Here is a 21,213-nt window from a genome sequence, read left to right on the forward strand (position 1 = left end):
GCCCCTCGGACGACCCGACTCCCCACGAACAGGACCCGCACCAGATGATCGAATACCGCAACGTCCGCGTCGCGCTGCTCGGAGCCGGCTCGGTCGGTTCCCAGGTGGCGCGGCTGCTCCTCGAACACGGCGACGAGCTCGCCTCGCGCGCCGGGGCCGGTCTCGAGCTCGTCGGGATCGCGGTGCGCGACCTCGAGGCTCCGCGCGACGTCGACCTGCCGAAGGAGCTCTTCACGACGGACGCGGCGTCGCTCATCCTCGGCGCGGACATCGTCGTCGAGCTGATCGGTGGCATCGAGCCGGCGCGGACGCTCGTGCTCCAGGCGCTGCAGTCCGGCGCCGACGTCGTCACCGGCAACAAGGCCCTCCTGGCGACCCACGGCCCGGAGCTCTTCGCGGTCGCCGAGCAGGTGGGCGCGCAGCTCTACTACGAGGCAGCCGTCGCCGGCGCGATCCCGATCATCCGACCGCTGCACGACTCCCTCGCCGGTGACCGCATCGAGCGCATCATGGGCATCGTCAACGGCACGACCAACTTCATCCTCGACCTGATGGACCGCGAGGGCTCGACGTTCGAGGACGCCCTCGCGACCGCCACCGAGCTCGGGTACGCCGAGGCCGACCCGACCGCCGACATCGAGGGCTACGACGCCGCGCAGAAAGCCGCGATCCTGGCGTCGCTCGCGTTCCACACCTCGGTGCCGCTCGCCGCCGTCCACCGCGAGGGCATCACCTCGGTGACGATCGAGCAGGTCCGGGCCGCGCGCAAGGCCGGGTACGTCGTGAAGATCCTCGCGACGGCCGAGCGCCTGACCGACGAGCAGGGCACCGAGGGCGTCAGCGCCCGCGTGTACCCGGCCCTCGTGCCGGAGTCGCACCCGCTCGCGAGCGTGCACGGGGCGAAGAACGCCGTGTTCGTCGAGGCCGAGGCCGCCGGCGACCTGATGTTCTACGGCGCCGGTGCCGGCGGGGTCGAGACCGCCTCGGCCGTCCTCGGCGACCTGGTGTCCGCCGCGCGCCGACACGTCATCGGTGGCCCCGGCATCGCCGAGTCGACCCAGTCCGCGCTGCCGGTGTTCCCGATCGGCACCGTCCGCACGCGCTACCAGATCACGCTGCACGTCACGGATGCCCCGGGTGTCCTGTCGACCGTCGCCGGCGTCCTCGCGAAGCACGGCGTCAGCGTCGAGACCGTCGAGCAGACCGTCGCCACCGGGTCCGACGCGACCGCGACCCTCGTCATCGGCACGCACTTGGCGCGCGAGTCCGACCTCGCCGCGACCGTGGTCGCCCTCCGCAACGAGGACGTCGTCGCCGAGGTCACGAGCGTCCTCCGCGTCGTCGGCGCCTGAGCCGCGCCCGACCGAACTCCAGAACCGACAAGAAGGGGAGCCTCATGGCCCACCAGTGGCAGGGTGTCCTGCGCGAGTACGCCGACCGTCTCGACGTCACCGAGGCGACGCCCGTCGTCACGCTCGGTGAGGGCGGGACCCCGCTCATCCCGGCGCGCCGCCTGTCCGAGCGCACGGGGGCCGAGGTCTACGTGAAGTTCGAGGGCATGAACCCGACCGGGTCGTTCAAGGACCGCGGCATGACCATGGCGATCTCGAAGGCCGTCGAGCACGGTGCGAAGGCCGTCATCTGCGCCTCGACCGGCAACACGAGCGCCTCCGCCGCCGCGTACGCCACGCACGCCGGCATCACCGCCGCGGTGCTCGTGCCCGAGGGCAAGATCGCCATGGGCAAGCTCAGCCAGGCCGTCGCCCACGACGCCCAGCTGCTGCAGGTGCAGGGCAACTTCGACGACTGCCTCGACATCGCGCGCGACCTCGCCGCGAACTACCCGGTGCACCTGGTGAACTCGGTCAACAACGACCGCATCGAGGGGCAGAAGACCGCCGCGTTCGAGGTCGTCGACGTCCTCGGTGACGCGCCCGACTTCCACTTCCTGCCGGTCGGCAACGCGGGCAACTACACGGCGTACTCCCGCGGCTACCGCGAGGACGTGGCCGCCGGTCGGTCGTCCAGGCTGCCGCGCATGTTCGGCTTCCAGGCCGCGGGCTCGGCCCCGATCGTCCGCGGCGAGGTCGTCCGCAACCCGGACACCATCGCGTCCGCGATCCGCATCGGCAACCCGGCCTCGTGGGAGTTCGCGCTCGAGGCCCGTGACGAGACCGACGGCTACTTCGGTGCCATCACCGACGAGGCGATCCTCGCCGCGCACCGCATCCTCTCCGCCGAGGTCGGCGTCTTCGTCGAGCCCGCCTCGGCCATCGGCGTCGCCGGGCTCCTCGAGCGTGCCGACGCCGGCGTCGTGCCGAAGGGCGCGAAGGTCGTCATCACGGTGACCGGCCACGGCCTCAAGGACCCGCAGTGGGCCCTCCGCACGCAGGACGGCGGCGAGGTCACCCCGACGAGCGTCCCGGTCGACACCAAGTCGGTCGCCGACGTGCTCGGACTGGTCGGCGCCGAGTGAGCCCCGACCGCTCGTCCGGACCGGGGGAGGGCATGACCGCCCAGATCGCTGTACCGGCCGGACGGGCGGTCCGCGTACGAGTCCCGGCGACCTCCGCGAACCTCGGACCGGGGTTCGACTCCCTGGGCCTCGCCCTGTCGCTCTACGACGAGGTCGTCGTCCGGGTCCGGCCCGAGCCCGGCGCGACCGTCACGGTCGACGGTGTCGGCGCGGGTGAGGTCGCCACCGACGACACGAACCTCGTCGTCCGCGCCGTGCGCCGCGGGCTCGAGCACGCCGGCGTCGCACAGCAGCCCGGCCTCGAGCTGCACGCGGTGAACGCCATCCCGCACGGCCGCGGCATGGGGTCCTCGGCGGCCGCGATCGTCGCCGGGCTGATGGCCGCGCGCGGGTTGCTCGAGGGCGTCGTCGACCTCGACGCCTCGACCCTGCTCACGCTCGCGACCGAGATGGAGGGGCACCCCGACAACGTCGCGCCGGCGCTGTTCGGCGGGCTGACCATCGCGTGGATGACGGCGGAGGGCCCGGCGTACAAGCGCCTGCTCGTCCACCGCGGTGTCTCGCCGGTGGTCTTCGTGCCGACCTCGACGCTCTCGACGAAGCTCGCGCGCTCCCTGCAGCCGGCGAGCGTCCCGCACGAGGACGCCGCGTTCAACGTGTCCCGCTCCGCCCTGCTCGTCGCCGCGCTCATCCAGAGCCCCGAGCTGCTCCTGGCGGCGACCGAGGACCGGTTGCACCAGGCCTACCGTGCCAGCGCCATGCCGGAGACCGACGCCCTCATCGGCCTGCTGCGGCAGCACGGCCTGGCGGCGGTCGTCTCCGGAGCCGGCCCGAGCCTCCTGGTCCTCGGCAGCGACCCCGCGCAGCGACTCACCGCGGCCGACCTCGTGTCGCGACACGGGGAATCCGACTGGCGGGCGCTCATGCTGGCCGTCGACCTCGGTGGTGCTACAGTGGTGCCGCACTCGGCGCTCCAAGCCGAACCCGCGTAGGCAGCAGGAACTTCCTCGCCATGCTGGGTCCGGTGCGCGGGGGCAATCTCTTTCTGATCACCGAATCCCGGTCCGTCGTCTGAACGGCGGTCGATGCATACCCGTGCATCCGGGACGGTGGAAACTCTCCGCGTTCTGCGGTTCGAAAGGAAACACCGACCTTGACGAACGTCAACGACTCCACCCAGGTGGAGATCCCCAGCGATCTGCGCGCCCTCCGGCTCCCGGAACTCCAGCGCATCGCCTCCTCCCTCGGCATCACGGGGCTCTCGAAGCTCCGCAAGGGTGACCTCATCGCCTCGATCGAGGACAAGCGTCCCGTGACGGACGACGCTCCCGCCGAGCCGGCCGCACCCGCGGTCGAGGCCCCCGTGGCCGAGCAGCCGACGCTGCCGGAGCCGACCGAGGCACCCGCCGCTGAGGCCGTCGCCGACGCACCGGCAGCGACCGAGGCCCCGGCCGAGCAGCCGGCGTCCTCGCGGGCCCGCCGTTCGCGCCGTGCCTCCTCCGGCGGCACCGTGAGCGCCGCGCCGACCTCGGCCGCCGAGCACACCAACCACGGTCAGACCGGCACCGAGGACCTCCTCGCCGGGCTCGACCAGGTCCGCGCCGAGAAGGACGCCCAGGAAGCCGCGCAGACCGGCGGCCAGCGTCGTGGCCGCGGGCAGCGCGACCAGCAGAACGGCCAGCAGGCCGAGCGCACCGAGCGCTCCGAGCAGACGTCGGACCAGGCCGAGCAGCCGACCCAGCAGGACGCCGCGGGCGACCAGCAGGAGCAGTCCGCGCACGGCACCGAGTCGGGCGACCAGAACGACCAGCAGGGCGAGGGCGGCTCGCGCCGCGGTCGTCGCAGCCGTGGTCGCGGTCGTGGCCGTGGCCAGAACGCCGAGAACGGCGAGCAGGGCGGCGACCAGAACGGTCGCGACAACGCCCCGAAGACCGACGCGGCCCAGAAGAACGGCCAGAACGGCCAGGGCCAGCAGGGCGACCAGAAGAACGCCCAGCAGGACGACAAGAACGAGCAGAAGCAGAACGGCCAGCAGCAGAGCGGCCAGCAGAAGCAGCAGAGCCAGCAGGGTCAGCAGAAGCAGCAGCAGGCCCAGCCGAACGCCGACGAGACCGAGGGCGGCCGCAGCCGTCGCCAGCGTGACCGCAAGCGCGGCCGCGGCGGGCAGAACGACGAGTTCGAGCCGGAGATCACCGAGGACGACGTCCTCATCCCGATCGCGGGCATCCTCGACGTCCTCGACAACTACGCCTTCGTGCGCACGACCGGCTACCTGCCGGGCCCGAACGACGTCTACGTCTCCCTCGGCCAGGTGAAGAAGTACCACCTGCGCAAGGGCGACGCGGTCGTCGGTGCGATCAAGCAGCCGCGCGACAACGAACAGCAGAGCCGCCAGAAGTACAACGCGCTCGTGAAGGTCGACTCGGTCAACGGGCAGACCGCCGACGAGGCCGCCGCGCGCGTCGACTTCCAGGACCTCACCCCGCTGTACCCGAACGAGCGTCTCCGCCTCGAGACCGAGCCCTCGAAGCTCAGCACGCGGATCATCGACCTCGTGTCGCCGATCGGCAAGGGCCAGCGCGGCCTGATCGTCTCCCCGCCGAAGGCCGGCAAGACGGTCGTGCTGCAGGCCATCGCCAACGCGATCGCGAAGAACAACCCCGAGGCGCACCTCATGGTCGTCCTCGTGGACGAGCGGCCCGAAGAGGTCACCGACATGCAGCGCACGGTGAAGGGCGAGGTCATCGCCTCGACCTTCGACCGTCCGGCAGAAGACCACACCACGGTCGCCGAGCTCGCCATCGAGCGTGCGAAGCGCCTCGTGGAGCTCGGCCACGACGTGGTCCTGCTCCTCGACTCGATCACCCGTCTGGGCCGCGCCTACAACCTGGCGACGCCGGCCTCCGGTCGCGTCCTCTCCGGTGGCGTCGACTCGTCGGCCCTCTACCCGCCGAAGCGCTTCTTCGGCGCCGCGCGCAACATCGAGGACGGCGGTTCGCTGACCATCCTCGCGACGGCGCTCGTCGAGACCGGGTCGAAGATGGACGAGGTGATCTTCGAGGAGTTCAAGGGCACCGGCAACATGGAGCTCCGCCTCAACCGTCACCTGGCCGACAAGCGGATCTTCCCGGCCGTCGACGTCAACGCGTCCGGCACCCGTCGCGAGGAGCAGCTGCTCTCCGCCGACGAGGTCAAGATCACGTGGCGCCTGCGACGTGCCCTCGCCGGGCTCGACCCGCAGCAGGCCCTCGAGATCGTGCTGCGGAACCTCAAGGAGACGCAGTCGAACGTCGAGTTCCTGGTCCAGGTGCAGAAGTCGGTCCCCACGACCGGTGGGCACCACAACGGTCACCAGGAGTAACGCGTGTTCGAGTCGGTGGCAGGGCTGCTGGCGGAACACGAGGACCTGACGCAGCAGCTGTCGGACCCCGCGCTCCACGCCGATGCGGCCCGGGCGAAGAAGGTGAACCGGCGGTACGCCGAGCTCAACCAGATCAAGTCCGCGTACGAGTCCTGGAAGGCGGCGGGGGACGACCTCGCCGCCGCCCAGGAGCTCGCGCGTGAGGACGAGGCGTTCGCGGACGAGGTCCCGGCGCTCGAGGAGCAGCTGTCGGAGCGCCAGGAGCGTCTCCGCCGGCTGCTCATCCCGCGCGACCCCGACGACGGGCGCGACGTGATCATGGAGATCAAGGGCGGCGAGGGCGGCGAGGAATCGGCGCTCTTCGCGGCCGACCTCCTGCGCATGTACTCGCACTACGCCGAGTCCAAGGGCTGGAAGATCGAGATGCTCGAGCGCACCGAGTCCGACCTCGGTGGCTACAAGGACGTCCAGGTCGCGATCAAGTCGAACGCGACCGATCCGTCCCAGGGCGTCTGGGCGCACCTCAAGTACGAGGGCGGCGTGCACCGTGTGCAGCGGGTGCCGGCGACCGAGTCGCAGGGGCGCATCCACACCTCGACGACCGGCGTGCTCGTCTTCCCCGAGGTCGACGAGCCCGAAGAGGTCCAGATCAACCAGAACGACCTCAAGATCGACGTCTACCGGTCCTCCGGCCCCGGGGGACAGTCCGTCAACACGACCGACTCCGCGGTCCGCATCACCCACCTGCCCACGGGCATCACGGTCGCGATGCAGAACGAGAAGTCGCAGCTGCAGAACCGCGAGGCCGGCATGCGCGTGCTGCGTGCCCGCATCCTCGCGCGCCAGCAGGAGGAGCTCGACGCCATCGCCTCGGACGCGCGCAAGTCGCAGATCCGCGGCATGGACCGTTCGGAGCGCATCCGCACGTACAACTTCCCGGAGAACCGCATCGCGGACCACCGCACCGGGTACAAGGCGTACGACCTGGACCGCGTCATGAACGGTGCGCTCGAGCCCGTCATCCAGTCCGCCATCCAGGCGGACGAAGAGGCACGACTGGCCGCCATCGGCGACCAGGACGCGTGAGCGACGTCCCCTCGGACGGCCTGGAGGCGCGACCCGCCTCCGACACGCCCGTCGCGTTCGCCGCGGACCGCCTCCTGCGCGAGGCGGCCGCGGCGTTCGACGCGGCCGGCGTCCCGACCCCGCAGGTGGACGCGGAGCTGTTGCTCGCCTGGGCGACCGACACCTCGCGCGGCGCCGTGCAGGCCCGGGCGATGACCGGCGGCGCGATCGCCGCCGAGCACGTCGAGCGCTTCCGGCACGCCGTCGCCCGACGCGCCACCCGCGAGCCGCTCCAGCACATCACCGGCGAGGCGTACTTCCGGGCGCTGACCCTGGCCGTCGGACCCGGCGTGTTCGTGCCGCGGCCCGAGACCGAGGGCGTCGTGCAGTTCGGCATCGACGCACTCCGCGCGGTGCCCGTGGCGTCCCCGGTCGCCGTCGACCTCGGGTCCGGCAGCGGCGCGATCGCCATCGCCATGGACACCGAGGTGCCGAACGCGGTCGTGTACGCGGTCGAACGCTCGCCCGAGGCGCTCCCGTGGACGCGGCGCAACATTGATGCCCACGGCGGGACGGTCCGCCTCGTCGAGGGCGACCTCGCCGACGCACTGCCCGAGCTCGACGGCACGGTGTCGGTCGTCGTGTCGAACCCGCCGTACGTGCCCGACGACGCGGTGCCGATCGACCCCGAGGTCCGCGACCACGACCCGGCCGTGGCGCTCTACGGCGGTCCGGACGGACTCGACGCGGTGCGTGCCCTCGCCGACACCGCGTGGCGCCTGCTCGTCCCCGGGGGAGTCCTCGTCATCGAGCACGCCGAGCCGCAGGGCGCCGGCGTGCGTGAGGTCCTGGCGCGCCGGGGGTTCCGTTCCCCGGAGACGCACGTCGACCTGACGGGACGCGACCGCACGACCACGGCGACGCGCTAGGCGGGGTCGAGCCGCGCCTCCTGGACCCGGTGTCTAGACGCCAGCCGTCTCGTGCTGTTCCGCGACGAAGGCGAGGACGGCCTCGCGCAGGTCGGTGTGCTCCTCGACGAGCACCGCGTGGATGCCGACACTCTGCGCGCCCTCGACGTTGATCGGCATGTCGTCCGCGAAGAACGTGCGCTCGGCGGGCACGCCGTGGTGCTCGAGCGCGCGCCGGTAGACCTCCGGCTCGGGCTTGCGCGCCCCGAAGTTGCTCGTGGTGTCGAGGTGCTCGCCGAAGACCGGCGCGAGGGACGGCGCCCAGCGGTGGATCCACCGGCCGGCCAGCGGTCCGTTGTTCGTCAGGAGGCCGACGCGGCCGTGCTCGCTCGCGACGCGAACTGCCTCGATCCGGTCGGGCAGCTCGGTCATCGCGGCGCCGCGGATCCGCGCCCACTCGGTCTCGGGGACGTCGCAGCCCATGGCCTCGGCGAAGGCGGCGAGGTACTCGTCGCCGTCGGCGTACCCGCCTGCCTCGGCGCGCTGCTCGTTGCCGCAGTCCCACCACCGGCGACGGAGCTCCGCGAACTCGTGCCCGGTGAACTCGGCGAGTGCGGCCATCCGCACCTGCCAGTCGTACCGGACGAGGACCTCGTCCATGTCGAAGAGGAACAGGAGGCGGGGCGCAGGGGACTCGTTCACGATGCCACCCATTGTGTCGCACTATCATCGTCGAGTCATGGCATCCCGATACGACTGCACCGACTCCGACGGGCTCCTGACCGGGATGCGGCTCGCACGTGCCGCACTCGGGCGCGGAGAGCTCGTCGTGGTCCCCACCGACACCGTCTACGGCGTGGCCGCGGACGCCTTCAGCGCGGCCGCCGTCCAGCGACTGCTCGACGCGAAGGGACGCACCCGGCAGTCGCCGCCGCCGGTGCTCATCCCCGGACCGCCGACCCTGGACGCGCTCGCGAGCGACATCCCGCAGCAGGTGCGCGACCTCGTCGACGAGTTCTGGCCCGGCGGCCTCACCGTGATCCTCCGTGCGCAGCCGTCCCTCGACTGGGACCTCGGCGAGACACGCGGCACCGTGGCGCTCCGGATGCCGGACTCGCGGATCGCGCTCGAACTCCTGCAGGAGGTCGGTCCGCTCGCGGTGTCCTCGGCGAACACGACGGGGGACCCGGCCGCGATGGACGCCGACCAGGCCGAGGCGATGCTCGGCGACAGCGTCGCGGTGTACCTCGACGGGGGCTCGCTCGAGCCGCACGAGGGGTTCGCGGAGTCGACCGGTTCGACGATCGTCGACGCCACGGGGCTCTCCGACGGCGGGAAGCTCCGGATCGTCCGCCACGGTGTGATCCCGGACGAGGAGATCACCAGGGTCGTCGGAGCCGACCTCGTCGGATGAAGTACTACCTGCTCGCCGGGGCCATCGCGGCCGTGGTGAGCTTCTGCGTCAGCTGGATCGTCTGGAAGCTGGGGCTGAAGTACAAGTGGTACCCGAAGGTCCGCGAGCGGGACGTGCACCGCACGCCGACGCCCCGGCTCGGCGGCATCGCGATGTACATCGGCGTCATCGTGTCGCTGCTCGCGGCGTGGTTCCTCTTCCCGTCGATCGCCGGTACCGACTACTTCCGCTTGGTGTTCTCCGAGCCGGGTCGTGTGCTGGCGGTGCTCGGGGGAGCGACCATCATCGTGGTCCTCGGCGTCGCCGACGACATCTGGGACCTCGACTGGATGACGAAGCTCGCCGGGCAGATCATCGCCGCGGGGATCCTCGCCTGGCAGGGCGTGGCGATCGTGTCGCTGCCGATCGGCAACACGCTCGGGGTCGGGTCGTCCTACATGAGCCTGATCTTCACCGTGCTGGCGGTGGTGCTCGTCATGAACGCGGTGAACTTCATCGACGGCCTCGACGGGCTCGTCGCCGGCGTGGCGATCATCGCCGGCGGCGTGTTCTTCCTCTACACGTTCTTCATCAACCGCGTGGTCGTGCAGACGGAGTTCTTCTTCAACCTGCCGTCACTGCTCACCGCTGTGCTCGTCGGTGCCTGCTTCGGCTTCCTCATCCTCAACTGGCACCCCGCGAAGCTCTTCATGGGGGATGCCGGCGCCCTGCTCGTGGGCTTCCTGATGGCCACCAGCGCGGTCTCGGTCACGGGCAACATCGACCCGGCTGCGGTGCAGACACGCCAGGCGCTGCTGCCGGCGTTCATCCCGATCCTGCTGCCGTTCGCGATCCTCATCGTGCCGATCCTCGACTTCGGGCTCGCGGTCACGCGTCGGCTCAGTGCGGGCAAGTCGCCGTTCTCGGCCGACCGGAAGCACCTGCACCACCGCCTGCTCGACATGGGGCACTCGCACTTCCACGCCGTGCTCATCTTCTACGCGTGGACGGCCACCGTGGCGATCGGCTGCCTGCTGTTCCTCTTCGTGGACTGGTACTGGGTGGTCGTCTTCGTCGCCGTCGGCTTCATCGTCTGCGCCGTCGCCACCTTCGCCCCGCTCGGCCGCAAACGCGCCGAGTTCGCCGCACAGGTCGCCACCCGGTCCACCGCCGTGGTGGACGCCAGCCTCGACCCGCTCGACCGGGCCGCCAACGACCGCTCGATCCCAGGAGACAACTCGTGACCGCACCGAACGCGCTCGACCACGTCCGGCCGGTGTTCCGCCGCATCATCACCTGGGGCGCGCTCCTGGCCGTCGGACTCGCCGTCGTCGGGGGAGTCGTCGGACTGCTCGTCGCCGGCGGTCCCGGGCTCGCCGGTGGCCTGCTCGGAGCCGTCCTCAGCGTGGTGTTCCTCGGGCTGACCGCTGTGAGCGTGCTGGTGGCGCTGCGCGTCTCCAAGGGGCAGATGATCTCCGGCGCGTTCTTCGGGATCGTGATGGGCACGTGGCTGCTCAAGTTCGTCGTGTTCATCGTCGTGCTCGTCCTGCTGCGCGACCGCGCCTGGGTGGACTTCCCGGTGCTCGCGATCGCGATCATCGTCGGTGTCGTCGGCTCGCTCGTGATCGACGTGGTCGCGGTCGCGAAGGCCCGGATCCCGATCGGGGTCAGCCTCCCCGGAGACTCCGCGTCTCCTGAGAAGGACGCGCCCCGCAACTGAGAGCCCGGGAAGCCTCTCGCACCTGATAGGCTTCTCGGAGTCCGCGTCCGGAGCATTGCTCGGAGCGGACGAGCCTCCACAACGTCCACCATCGCGTGCCATGCGTGCGCGCGCCGACACAGGAGACAGCGCTGCTATCCCACGCTCTTCCCCTGTCCCTCACCGCTGCGGGTAACACCGTTGCGGCGGGGAGCAGCAAGGCCGCCGAGTTCCATGGTCCGTCGATCAACGAGTTCTTCCCGGATGCGATCTTCTTCGCCGGGACGCCCTTCGAGATCGACCGACTCGTCATCATCCGGTTCATCGCCGTCGCGGTCCTGCTGCTGATCGGCATCATCGGGACCCGTTCGCTCAAGCTCGTCCCCGGCCGCGGCCAGGCGCTCATCGAGTACGCGTTCGACGTCGTCCGCCGGAACACCTTCGACAACCTGGGTGAGAAGGACGGCAAGCGGTTCCTCCCGCTGCTGGCCACGATCTTCTTCTCCGTGCTGTTCCTGAACCTCACGGGTCTGATCCCGGGGCTCAACCTGCAGGGCACCAGCCGTATCGCGTACCCGATGATCCTCGCGATCGTCGCCTACGTGGCGTTCATCTACGCGGGTCTGCGCAAGCACCCGGGCACCTTCCTCCGGAACTCGCTGTTCCCGCCTGGTGTCCCGTGGTACCTGTACATCATCGTGACGCCGATCGAGCTCGTCTCGACCTTCGTGCTCCGTCCGGTGACGCTGACCCTGCGACTCCTGATGAACATGGTCGTCGGCCACCTGCTGCTCGTCCTCTTCTTCGCTGCCACGCAGTTCTTCTTCTTCGACGCCTCGCTCGGTTTCAAGGCGTTCGGAGTCGGGACGCTCGCGTTCGGCATCGCGTTCAGTTTCTTCGAGATCCTGGTCGCGCTGCTGCAGGCGTACGTCTTCATGCTGCTGACCGCTGTGTACATCCAGCTCGCGCTGGCTGACGAGCACTGACCAACGACCTGAACTGACCCCCAATACGGCACGGCATCCGCCGGGCCGCATCCTGAAAGGAAAACACGTGGACGCAACGACCGTTCTCGCGGAAATCTCCGGCAACATCGCGACGGTGGGCTACGGCCTCGCGGCGATCGGCCCGGCCATCGGCGTGGGCATCGTCGTCGGCAAGACGATCGAGTCCGTCGCTCGCCAGCCGGAGCTCCAGGGCCGCCTGACGACCCTCATGTACATCGGTATCGCCTTCACCGAGGCCCTCGCCTTCATCGGTATCGCGACGTACTTCATCTTCACCAACTAAGGCCTCTCGATGCAGAACGCACTCATCATCGCGGCCGAGGAGACGCACAATCCCCTCGTACCGCCGCTGTACGACATCGTGTGGTCCGCGGTGGCGTTCGTCGTCATCCTGCTGGTCTTCTGGCGGGTCATCATCCCGCGGATCACGAAGATGCTCGACGAGCGCACCGAGGCCATCGAGGGTGGCATCAAGAAGGCGGAGGCTGCTCAGGAGCAGGCCGCTGCCGCGCTCGACGAGTACAACAAGCAGCTCGCCGAGGCCCGTGCCGAGGCATCTCGCATCCGTGAGCAGGCCCGTTCCGACGCGAACGCGATCGGCAACGAGCTCCGCGAGCAGGCGCAGGCCGATGCAGCACGCATCACCGCCAACGCGCAGGCACAGATCGAGGCCGAGCGTCAGAGCGCGCTCCAGTCGCTCCGGACCGAGGTGGGCACCCTCGCCCTCGACCTCGCCTCCGGCGTGATCGGGGAGTCGCTCAAGGACGACGCCAAGTCGACCGCGGTCGTGGACCGGTTCCTCGCTGACCTCGAAGCCTCGCAGGGTTCGTCGGCATCGTCGGCCGGGGAGCGCTGAGCATGCGCAGCGCCACCAGGGAAGCACTGGCGTCGACGAGGGCGGTGCTCGCCGACCTCGGCGGTGCGGCCGACCTCGCCGCCGGTGCCGAGATCCTCGCCGCAGGGCGTGCGATCGCCGGTGCGCCGCAGCTGCTCGGTCTGCTGTCCGACCCGACGGCCGACCCGGCCGGCAAGAAGGTGGTCCTCGACCGCGTCTTCGCCGGCCAGTCGGCCGCGACGCGTGCGGTCCTGACCGCGGTGGCCGGCTCGCGCTGGTCCTCGCACCAGGACCTGCTCGTCGGCATCGAGGACGCGGGCATCCGCGCCGTCGCCGCCACGGCAGCGTCCGGCACGCCGATCGAAGCCGAACTGTTCTCCTTCGAGACCGCCGTCCGTTCGGACGCCGACCTCGAGCTGGCGCTGGGCACCAAGCTCGGCAGCCCGTCGGAGAAGAGCGCCCTCGTCGAGCGGCTGCTCGGCGGCAAGGCATCGGAGCAGACCATCGTGATCCTGTCGCACCTGGTGCAGCAGCCGCGTGGTCGTCGCATCGGTGAACTCGTCCGCGACGCCTCGCGCATCGTGGCCGAGCAGGCCGGCAAGCTCGTCGCGACGGTCATCACCGCGACGCCGCTCACGGACGGCCAGGCGGCTCGCGTCGCCCGTGCCCTCGCGGAGCAGCACGGCAAGGGCATCAGCATCAACCACGTGGTCGACCCTTCGGTCGTCGGCGGGGTCCGGGTGCAGATCGGCGGCGACGTCATCGACGGCACCGTGTCCACGCGGCTCTCGGAGCTCCGGCTCCAGCTCGCCGGCTAGGCGTACCGTCGAAGCCGCTCCTCCCAAGTCCACAACGGGAACTGCCGAGTCAGGCAGCGTCACCCTCTCGGAGCCGAAGGGCCCCGGAAACCAACAAGGAAAATCCCATGGCAGACATCACCATCAGCCCCGATGAGATCCGTGATGCCCTGAAGGACTTCGTCTCGAACTACGAGCCGACGAAGGCCTCCACGGCCGAGGTCGGGCACGTCATCGACGCCGGCGACGGCATCGCGCACGTCGAGGGCCTCCCCGGCGTCATGGCGAACGAGCTCATCCGCTTCGAGGACGGCACGCTCGGCCTCGCGCAGAACCTCGACGAGGACGAGATCGGCGCCATCGTGCTCGGCGAGTTCGCCGGTGTCGAAGAGGGCCAGGAAGTCACCCGCACGGGCGAGGTCCTCTCGGCTCCCGTCGGCGACGGCTTCCTCGGTCGCGTCGTCGACCCGCTCGGCGCCCCGATCGACGGTCTCGGCGAGATCCCGGCCGAGGGTCGTCGTGCCCTCGAGCTGCAGGCGCCCGGCGTCATGTCCCGCAAGTCGGTGCACGAGCCGCTCCAGACCGGCATCAAGGCCATCGACGCGATGATCCCCGTCGGCCGCGGTCAGCGTCAGCTGATCATCGGCGACCGCCAGACCGGCAAGACGGCCATCGCGATCGACACGATCATCAACCAGAAGGCCAACTGGGAGTCGGGCGACGAGGACAAGCAGGTCCGCTGCATCTACGTCGCCATCGGTCAGAAGGGCTCCACGATCGCCTCCGTCAAGGGTGCGCTCGAGGACGCCGGCGCGATGGAGTACACCACCATCGTCGCCGCCCCGGCCTCCGACCCGGCCGGCTTCAAGTACCTCGCCCCGTACACCGGCTCGGCCATCGGCCAGCACTGGATGTACCAGGGCAAGCACGTCCTGATCATCTTCGACGACCTGTCGAAGCAGGCCGAGGCCTACCGTGCGGTGTCGCTCCTCCTGCGTCGTCCGCCGGGCCGCGAGGCCTACCCGGGTGACGTCTTCTACCTGCACTCCCGCCTGCTGGAGCGTTGCGCGAAGCTGTCCGACGAGCTCGGCGCCGGTTCGATGACGGGTCTCCCGATCATCGAGACGAAGGCGAACGACGTCTCGGCGTACATCCCGACCAACGTCATCTCCATCACCGACGGCCAGATCTTCCTGCAGTCGGACCTCTTCAACGCGAACCAGCGTCCGGCTGTCGACGTGGGCATCTCGGTGTCCCGCGTCGGTGGTGACGCGCAGGTCAAGTCGATCAAGAAGGTCTCCGGCACGCTCAAGCTCGAGCTCGCGCAGTACCGCTCGCTCGAGGCCTTCGCGATGTTCGCGTCCGACCTCGACCAGGCGTCGCGTCGTCAGCTGGAGCGCGGTGCCCGTCTGACCGAGCTCCTCAAGCAGCCGCAGTACTCGCCGTACCCGGTCGAGGAGCAGGTCGTCTCGATCTGGGCCGGCACGAACGGCAAGCTCGACGAGGTCCCCGTGGCCGACGTCCTGCGCTTCGAGTCGGAGCTGCTCGACCACCTGCGTCGCAACTCGGATGTCCTGACGACGCTCCGTGAGACGAACCAGCTCAGCGACGACACCGTCGCGGAGATGACCAAGCAGATCGACGAGTTCTCCAAGAGCTTCCAGACGAGCGACGGCAAGACGCTCGGGTCCGAGCAGTTCGAGGCCGCTTCGGCCGACGACGTCGACCAGGAGCAGATCGTCAAGGGTCGTCGCTAGATGGCAGCGCAGGTCCGGGTCTACCGACAGCGAATCAAGTCCGCGAAGACCACGAAGAAGGTCACTCGCGCGATGGAGTTGATCTCGGCGTCGCGGATCCAGAAGGCGCAGGCCCGCATGGCCGCGTCGGGTCCGTACTCGCGGGCCGTGACGCGCGCGGTGTCGGCCGTGGCGACGTTCTCGAACGTCGACCACGTGCTGACCACCGAGCCGGAGTCGTCGACGCGTGCAGCCGTCGTGCTGTTCACGTCGGACCGCGGCCTGAACGGTGCGTTCAGCACGAACGTCCTCAAGCAGGGCGAGGAGCTCGCCTCCCTGCTCCGCAGCGAGGGCAAGGACGTCGTGTTCTACCTGGTCGGGCGCAAGTCCGTCGGGTACTTCGCGTTCCGTGAGCGCGCGTCGGAGCAGCAGTGGGTCGGCAACACCGACCAGCCGGAGTTCTCGACCGCGAAGTCGATCGGTGACGCCGTCGTGGCGAAGTTCCTGCAGGACACGGCCGAGGGTGGCGTGGACGAGATCCACATCGTCTTCAACCGCTTCCTGAGCCTCGCCACGCAGGAGCCGCAGGTCGTCCGGCTGCTGCCGCTCGAGGTCGTCGAGGGGGTCGAGGCGCCGTCGAACGACGAGCCGCTCCCGCTCTACGAGTTCGAGCCGGATGCCGACGCGGTGCTCGACGCGCTGCTCCCGGTCTACATCGAGAGCCGCATCTTCAACGCCATGCTGCAGTCGGCTGCTTCCGAGCACGCCGCCCGGCAGAAGGCGATGAAGGCGGCGAGCGACAACGCCGACTCGCTCATCCGCGACTTCACGCGTCTCGCGAACAACGCCCGACAGGCCGAGATCACCCAGCAGATCTCCGAGATCGTCGGCGGCGCCGACGCCCTCTCGTCGAAGAAGAAGTAGTCCGCGTCGTTCGCGGACAGTTACCCACCCTCAGGAAGGCACCAGCCATGACCGACACCGCAACCACCGCGGTCGAGACGTCGTCGGCGCCCGGTGTCGGCCGGATCGCCCGTGTCACGGGCCCCGTCGTCGACATCGAGTTCCCGCACGACGCCATCCCCGAGATGTACAACCTCCTGTTCACGACCATCACCATCGGTGACTCGTCGCAGGAGATCGGCCTCGAGGTCGCGCAGCACCTCGGCGACGACCTCGTCCGCGCCATCTCCCTGAAGCCGACCGACGGTCTGGTCCGTGGCCAGGAGGTCCGTGACTCGGGCGCTCCGATCTCGGTCCCCGTCGGCGACGTCACCAAGGGCAAGGTCTTCGACGTGCTGGGCAACGTGCTCAACACCGACGAGAAGCTCGAGATCACCGAGCGCTGGCCGATCCACCGCAAGGCCCCGGCCTTCGACCAGCTCGAGTCGAAGACCTCCATGTTCGAGACCGGCATCAAGTCGATCGACCTCCTCACCCCGTACGTGCAGGGTGGCAAGATCGGCCTCTTCGGTGGTGCGGGCGTCGGCAAGACGGTCCTCATCCAGGAGATGATCCAGCGCGTCGCGCAGGACCACGGTGGTGTGTCGGTGTTCGCCGGTGTCGGCGAGCGCACCCGTGAGGGCAACGACCTCATCGGCGAGATGGAAGAGGCGGGCGTCTTCGACAAGACCGCCCTCGTGTTCGGCCAGATGGACGAGCCGCCGGGAACGCGTCTGCGCGTGGCCCTGTCGGCGCTGACGATGGCGGAGTACTTCCGCGATGTCCAGAAGCAGGACGTGCTCCTCTTCATCGACAACATCTTCCGCTTCACGCAGGCCGGCTCCGAGGTCTCCACGCTGCTCGGCCGCATGCCGTCCGCGGTGGGCTACCAGCCCAACCTCGCCGACGAGATGGGTGTGCTCCAGGAGCGCATCACCTCGACGCGTGGTCACTCGATCACCTCGCTGCAGGCGATCTACGTGCCGGCTGACGACTACACCGACCCGGCGCCGGCGACCACGTTCGCGCACCTCGACGCCACGACCGAGCTGTCGCGTGAGATCGCTTCGCAGGGTCTCTACCCGGCGATCGACCCGCTGACGTCGACCTCGCGGATCATGGACCCCCGTTACCTGGGTGCTGACCACTACGAGACGGCCACGCGCGTCAAGCAGATCCTCCAGAAGAACAAGGAACTGCAGGAGATCATCGCCATCCTCGGTGTGGACGAGCTCTCCGAAGAGGACAAGATCACGGTCGAGCGCGCTCGTCGTATCCAGCAGTTCCTCTCGCAGAACACGTACATGGCGAAGAAGTTCACGGGCGTCGAGGGTTCGACCGTCCCGCTGAAGGACACCATCGAGTCCTTCCGCGCCATCGCCGACGGCGAGTTCGACCACGTGGCCGTGCAGGCCTTCTTCAACGTCGGTGGCATCAACGACGTCGAAGAGAAGTGGGCGCAGATCCAGAAGGAGAACCGCTGACATGGCGGCACTCACCGTGAGCGTCGTCTCGGCTGACCGCGAGGTCTGGTCGGGCGACGCCACCATGGTCGTCGCTCGCACGACGGAGGGCCAGATCGGTATCCTCGCGGGACACGAGCCGCTGCTCGCGACCCTCGCGCAGGGACAGGTCCGCATCACCCGAGCCGACGGCTCGACGGTGGCGGCGGACGCCGAGGACGGCTTCCTGTCGGTCGAGCACGACACGGTCACGATCGTGGCGCGGCAGGCCGCGCTGGCGTCCTGACCGGACTGACCGTCCTCCTCCCGCCTTCGGAGACGAAGCGGGAGGGCGGGGACACGGACCGCACGCTCGACCTGCGTGCGCTGTCGTTCCCGGAACTGGCTGCTGAACGGGCCGCGGTGATCACCGCGGCCCGTTCCGTCAGTTCCGAGGAGTCCTCGGCCCGGACGGCCCTGAAGCTCGGCCCGAAGTCGATCGGGGAGCGGTTCCGCAACCTCGAGCTCGACACGTCGGGCACGATGCCGGCGATCGACCGGTACACGGGTGTGCTCTACGACCCGCTCGGTTCGCTCGACGCGGACGCCGCGACGCGTGCGTGGTGGTTCGAGCACGTGGTCGTGCAGTCCGCGATGTTCGGTCCCGTCCGCGGTGGCGATCTCGTCCCGGCCTACCGGCTCTCCCACGACTCGCGGCTCGGGTCTGTCCGGCTCGCGTCGCACTGGCCGGAGCCGTCCGCCCGGGTGCTCGCGGCACACACGGCGGACGGGCTCGTGCTCGACCTGCGTTCCGAGGGGTACCGGCAACTCGGCCCCGTCGCCGGCGCGGTCGTCCCGCGCGTCGTGAGCGTCGACGGATCCGGTCGGCGGAAGGCGTTGAACCACTGGAACAAGACCGCGAAGGGTCGCCTGGTCGCGCTCCTCGCCCGGACGGGCGCAGCGGCCACGACGACGGCCGAGCTGCTCGACTGGGCCGGCGCGCACGGTGTCGTCCTCGAGGAGCACGACGGCTCGTGGGACCTCGTCGCGGAGAGCCTCGAGCCCGCGACGGTCTGATCCCGGTTCCGCCCCGCTCGTCCTCCACAGGACGGGTGGGGCGGGTCGCGTTCCACAGGTGCCCACGTCGGCGGGTCCTGGAGGCGCGGCGTGCGTTTCGATGACGTGCATGATCCCCGTCACGACACGAAGCCACCCCGACGCCGCAGTGCGCTACCCGCGCGAGATCGCGGCCGCCGTCACCCTCCCCGCCGCCTGCGCGGCCCTCGTCGCGCCCGGCGACGCACCGTCGTCGCGTGGTGCGTCGATCGCCGTCGTCACGGCGTGCGGAGCACTGGCGACCCGGCTCGCGGTGATCCGGTTCCTCGCCGAGCCCGGGCCGATCGAGCCCCGTGCGGTGGCCGCCTTCGACCCCTTCTCCGACCCGACACCGCCGGCGCTGTGCGGGTTCGGTCCCGAGCCGGACCGGGCGCGACTCCGGACCGCGGGTGACCGGTGCGCCGATGCCTGGCGGCACTGGCGTGCGGAGGACCCGTCGGCCGACTCGGCTGCCGGCGCCGCGGGGGCGTTGGCCGTGGCGGCGTGGTGCTCCTGGGCGCTCGGGTCCGCCGCGCGGGCACAGACGCGGGCGCAGCACGCCCTCGACACCCGGGCGGACGATCCGTTGGCGGGCCTGGTGCTGCGCTCGGTCCGGGCGGGGAGCGGTCCCGCGTGGGACCGTGGATGACGGTCGGCGGACAGGATCGTCTACGGTTGTCTCGACCACGCTTGGAGGGCTCGGGTGCGCGACGACGACATCGACGACACGGTCGTCCGTCGACCCCGCGCCGCCGCGTCCCACGAACCGGTGCACGCGTCGGTGGACGACCTGTTGGGCGACACCGTGATCCGTCCGGTCCCGCCCGTCCCCGGTGCGTCCCGAGTCCCGGCTGCTCCGGCCACCAACTTGGTTGACGACACCGTGATCCGTCCGGTGCCGCCGTTGCCGCCCGCGCCGGTGGTGGACGGCGTCTCGGAAGCGCAGGACATCGACGACACGGTGATCCGTCCGGTGCCGCCCGTGCCGGGTGCGCCTGCCGCTCCGGCGACCGGTTCCCTCGACGACACGGTGCTGCGGCCCGGTCGTGCGCCGCGCCCGGGGGACGGGTCGATCGACGACACCGTGGTCGGGGCCCGGACGCACCCCACCACCCAGGGCGGGACGCCCGTCGGGGGCGAGCCGCGCCTCCCGTCCGACGTCCCCGCACCGACGACCAGGGTGCCGTCCGTGCGGATCGGCGACCGCGTCATCCGACTCGACCACCCCGTCATCGTCGGCCGGCGGCCCGCGCTGCCGCGGATCCTGCGCGGTCCGGCTCCTGAACTGGTGTCCGTCCCGTCGTCGAGCGGCCAGGTGTCGTCGTCGCACGTGATGCTGCACGCCGAGGGCGAAGCCGCCGTGGTCGACGACCTCCGGTCCACCAACGGGACCGTGGTGCGGCCCGCCGGGTCGGCGCCGTTCCGGATGCCGGCGGGTGCGTCGAACGTCGTGCTGACGGGTACGGTTGTCGAGATCGGTGACGGCAACGTGATCGAGGTCCTCTCGCCACACCTGCGGGTCGCACCGTCGTCGAGGGACCTCCCACCCCTTCCCACGTGGCCGACCGACCCACCCGCCGGCACGCCCCGAACCCCCAGAGAGCGATCCTGAAACGTGACCGAACTCGGCCGAGCAGCGACTGCGCACGCCATCGACGTCCCCGGTGCCGACGGCGCCACCCTGACGCTCTCGTGGGGAGCCGCGACCGACGTCGGTCGGCGCCGTGACCACAACGAGGACAGCTACATCGTCGGGGCGCCCTTCTTCGTCGTCGCCGACGGAATGGGCGGCCACCTCGCGGGTGACCGTGCGAGCGACGCCGTGGTCCGCCGCCTCGAGCAGGCGACGGAGAGCGCGTTCACGACGCGGCAGTCCATCCAGCGGGCGCTCCTGCTCGCCACCGCCGACATCGAGCGCGCAGCGGGCGGCAACGCGATCGGCGCCGGGACGACCGTCACCGGCATCGCGCTCGTCGCCGCGCAGGGACAGCCGGCCGCGCTCGTCTTCAACGTCGGCGACTCCCGGACCTACCGGATCGAGGGCGGCGTCCTCCGACGCGTCACCGTCGACCACTCGGTCGTGCAGGAGATGGTCGACGCCGGCCTCCTCCGCGCCGAGGATGCCGAGCGGCACCCGGACAGCAACGTGATCACACGGGCCGTGGGCTTCGGCGAACCGCCGGAGCCGGACTGGTGGACCCTGCCGCTCCGTGCGGGGGACCGGTACATCGTGTGCTCGGACGGGCTCACCAAGGAACTCGGCGACGCCGGGATCGCCCGGATCGCCGCACGCGTGCCGGCGGCGCAGGACCTCGCCGAGCGTCTGGTGGGCGACGCGGTCGTCGCGGGCGGTCGGGACAACGTGACGGTCGTCGTCCTCCAGGTGGACGACGCCCCGGACGACGGCGACGTGGAGGACACGCTGCCGCGGCACTGAGTGCCCCCCGAACTGGGGGA

At 70.3% G+C, this 21,213-nt stretch carries 22 protein-coding genes; 21 read left to right on the top strand and 1 reads right to left on the bottom strand.

Going from position 1 to position 21,213, the window contains the following annotated elements:
• Positions 1–44: 44 nt before the first annotated feature.
• The 6 genes from BIV03_RS14860 (at position 45) to prmC (ending at position 7,831) form a co-directional block, all read left to right on the top strand.
• Positions 45–1,352 carry a homoserine dehydrogenase gene (locus tag BIV03_RS14860; RefSeq protein ID WP_071296239.1) on the top strand — a complete coding sequence of 436 codons (1,308 nt, stop codon included), beginning with the start codon at positions 45–47 and terminating at the stop codon, positions 1,350–1,352.
• A 44-nt stretch (positions 1,353–1,396) separates the two neighbouring features.
• Positions 1,397–2,476, top strand: coding sequence for a threonine synthase (gene thrC / locus BIV03_RS14865; protein ID WP_070416299.1), 1,080 nt, complete (start codon positions 1,397–1,399; stop codon positions 2,474–2,476).
• 32 nt (positions 2,477–2,508) lie between these two features.
• Entirely contained in the window at positions 2,509–3,468 is a 960-nt protein-coding gene (gene thrB / locus BIV03_RS14870; RefSeq protein ID WP_071296240.1) for a homoserine kinase, read from the top strand.
• Between the two features lie 161 nt (positions 3,469–3,629).
• Entirely contained in the window at positions 3,630–5,837 is a 2,208-nt protein-coding gene (gene rho / locus BIV03_RS14875) for a transcription termination factor Rho (protein ID WP_071296241.1), read from the top strand.
• A gap of 3 nt (positions 5,838–5,840) precedes the next feature.
• Entirely contained in the window at positions 5,841–6,923 is a 1,083-nt protein-coding gene (gene prfA, locus BIV03_RS14880) for a peptide chain release factor 1 (protein ID WP_070416296.1), read from the top strand.
• A 74-nt stretch (positions 6,924–6,997) separates the two neighbouring features.
• Complete coding sequence (gene prmC, locus BIV03_RS14885) at positions 6,998–7,831, top strand: peptide chain release factor N(5)-glutamine methyltransferase (RefSeq protein ID WP_254790924.1); 834 nt, start codon at positions 6,998–7,000, stop codon at positions 7,829–7,831.
• Between the two features lie 33 nt (positions 7,832–7,864).
• Here the strand turns inward: prmC and BIV03_RS14890 are convergent, their stop codons facing one another.
• Entirely contained in the window at positions 7,865–8,512 is a 648-nt protein-coding gene (locus BIV03_RS14890; protein ID WP_254790918.1) for an HAD family phosphatase, read from the bottom strand.
• A 37-nt stretch (positions 8,513–8,549) separates the two neighbouring features.
• Here BIV03_RS14890 and BIV03_RS14895 point away from each other — a divergent pair, with 37 nt between their 5' ends.
• The 15 genes from BIV03_RS14895 (at position 8,550) to BIV03_RS14965 (ending at position 21,193) form a co-directional block, all read left to right on the top strand.
• Complete coding sequence (locus BIV03_RS14895) at positions 8,550–9,224, top strand: L-threonylcarbamoyladenylate synthase (RefSeq protein ID WP_070416294.1); 675 nt, start codon at positions 8,550–8,552, stop codon at positions 9,222–9,224.
• Positions 9,221–10,447, top strand: a complete 1,227-nt coding sequence (locus BIV03_RS14900) for an MraY family glycosyltransferase (protein ID WP_070416293.1) — start codon at positions 9,221–9,223, stop codon at positions 10,445–10,447. Before BIV03_RS14895 ends, BIV03_RS14900 begins: the two co-directional genes overlap by 4 nt.
• On the top strand, positions 10,444–10,923 hold the full coding sequence (locus tag BIV03_RS14905) for a hypothetical protein (RefSeq protein ID WP_229085036.1): 480 nt from the start codon (positions 10,444–10,446) through the stop codon (positions 10,921–10,923). Before BIV03_RS14900 ends, BIV03_RS14905 begins: the two co-directional genes overlap by 4 nt.
• A gap of 152 nt (positions 10,924–11,075) precedes the next feature.
• Positions 11,076–11,888, top strand: a complete 813-nt coding sequence (gene atpB / locus BIV03_RS14910) for a F0F1 ATP synthase subunit A (RefSeq protein ID WP_070419070.1) — start codon at positions 11,076–11,078, stop codon at positions 11,886–11,888.
• A 67-nt stretch (positions 11,889–11,955) separates the two neighbouring features.
• Positions 11,956–12,192, top strand: coding sequence for an ATP synthase F0 subunit C (gene atpE, locus BIV03_RS14915; RefSeq protein ID WP_070416292.1), 237 nt, complete (start codon positions 11,956–11,958; stop codon positions 12,190–12,192).
• Between the two features lie 9 nt (positions 12,193–12,201).
• A complete protein-coding gene (locus tag BIV03_RS14920; RefSeq protein ID WP_070416291.1) occupies positions 12,202–12,765 on the top strand; it encodes a F0F1 ATP synthase subunit B in 564 nt (187 codons plus the stop codon).
• Between the two features lie 2 nt (positions 12,766–12,767).
• Positions 12,768–13,562 carry a F0F1 ATP synthase subunit delta gene (locus BIV03_RS14925; RefSeq protein ID WP_070416290.1) on the top strand — a complete coding sequence of 265 codons (795 nt, stop codon included), beginning with the start codon at positions 12,768–12,770 and terminating at the stop codon, positions 13,560–13,562.
• Positions 13,563–13,669: 107 nt separating this feature from the next.
• The gene (atpA, locus tag BIV03_RS14930) at positions 13,670–15,298 is read left to right on the top strand and encodes a F0F1 ATP synthase subunit alpha (protein WP_070416289.1); all 1,629 of its coding nucleotides are present in this window, start codon (positions 13,670–13,672) and stop codon (positions 15,296–15,298) included.
• Positions 15,299–16,201: a F0F1 ATP synthase subunit gamma gene (locus BIV03_RS14935; protein WP_071296243.1), complete on the top strand. Its 903-nt coding sequence runs from the start codon at positions 15,299–15,301 to the stop codon at positions 16,199–16,201. It begins immediately after the preceding gene.
• 47 nt (positions 16,202–16,248) lie between these two features.
• Complete coding sequence (gene atpD, locus BIV03_RS14940) at positions 16,249–17,703, top strand: F0F1 ATP synthase subunit beta (RefSeq protein WP_022905457.1); 1,455 nt, start codon at positions 16,249–16,251, stop codon at positions 17,701–17,703.
• 1 nt (position 17,704) lies between these two features.
• Positions 17,705–17,968 carry a F0F1 ATP synthase subunit epsilon gene (locus tag BIV03_RS14945; protein WP_022905458.1) on the top strand — a complete coding sequence of 88 codons (264 nt, stop codon included), beginning with the start codon at positions 17,705–17,707 and terminating at the stop codon, positions 17,966–17,968.
• Between the two features lie 5 nt (positions 17,969–17,973).
• Positions 17,974–18,738, top strand: coding sequence for a YaaA family protein (locus BIV03_RS14950; RefSeq protein WP_071296244.1), 765 nt, complete (start codon positions 17,974–17,976; stop codon positions 18,736–18,738).
• Positions 18,739–18,847: 109 nt separating this feature from the next.
• Positions 18,848–19,405, top strand: coding sequence for a hypothetical protein (locus tag BIV03_RS14955; protein WP_139202004.1), 558 nt, complete (start codon positions 18,848–18,850; stop codon positions 19,403–19,405).
• A gap of 54 nt (positions 19,406–19,459) precedes the next feature.
• On the top strand, positions 19,460–20,368 hold the full coding sequence (locus BIV03_RS14960; protein WP_071296245.1) for a hypothetical protein: 909 nt from the start codon (positions 19,460–19,462) through the stop codon (positions 20,366–20,368).
• A 3-nt stretch (positions 20,369–20,371) separates the two neighbouring features.
• Positions 20,372–21,193: a PP2C family serine/threonine-protein phosphatase gene (locus BIV03_RS14965; RefSeq protein WP_070416284.1), complete on the top strand. Its 822-nt coding sequence runs from the start codon at positions 20,372–20,374 to the stop codon at positions 21,191–21,193.
• The last annotated feature ends 20 nt before the right edge of the window (positions 21,194–21,213 follow it).

The sequence above is a fragment of the Curtobacterium sp. MCBA15_016 genome (assembly GCF_001865105.1).
Lineage (GTDB): Bacteria > Actinomycetota > Actinomycetes > Actinomycetales > Microbacteriaceae > Curtobacterium.

Bases quoted from the DNA above. Each gene is read 5' to 3' on its own strand.
- BIV03_RS14860 (WP_071296239.1), top strand. From the start codon at position 45: ATGATCGAATACCGCAACGTCCGCGTCGCGCTGCTCGGAGCCGGCTCG.
- thrC (WP_070416299.1), top strand. From the start codon at position 1,397: ATGGCCCACCAGTGGCAGGGTGTCCTGCGCGAGTACGCCGACCGTCTC.
- thrB (WP_071296240.1), top strand. From the start codon at position 2,509: ATGACCGCCCAGATCGCTGTACCGGCCGGACGGGCGGTCCGCGTACGA.
- BIV03_RS14895 (WP_070416294.1), top strand. From the start codon at position 8,550: ATGGCATCCCGATACGACTGCACCGACTCCGACGGGCTCCTGACCGGG.
- BIV03_RS14900 (WP_070416293.1), top strand. From the start codon at position 9,221: ATGAAGTACTACCTGCTCGCCGGGGCCATCGCGGCCGTGGTGAGCTTC.
- BIV03_RS14920 (WP_070416291.1), top strand. From the start codon at position 12,202: ATGCAGAACGCACTCATCATCGCGGCCGAGGAGACGCACAATCCCCTC.
- BIV03_RS14925 (WP_070416290.1), top strand. From the start codon at position 12,768: ATGCGCAGCGCCACCAGGGAAGCACTGGCGTCGACGAGGGCGGTGCTC.
- atpA (WP_070416289.1), top strand. From the start codon at position 13,670: ATGGCAGACATCACCATCAGCCCCGATGAGATCCGTGATGCCCTGAAG.
- BIV03_RS14935 (WP_071296243.1), top strand. From the start codon at position 15,299: ATGGCAGCGCAGGTCCGGGTCTACCGACAGCGAATCAAGTCCGCGAAG.
- atpD (WP_022905457.1), top strand. From the start codon at position 16,249: ATGACCGACACCGCAACCACCGCGGTCGAGACGTCGTCGGCGCCCGGT.
- BIV03_RS14945 (WP_022905458.1), top strand. From the start codon at position 17,705: ATGGCGGCACTCACCGTGAGCGTCGTCTCGGCTGACCGCGAGGTCTGG.
- BIV03_RS14955 (WP_139202004.1), top strand. From the start codon at position 18,848: ATGATCCCCGTCACGACACGAAGCCACCCCGACGCCGCAGTGCGCTAC.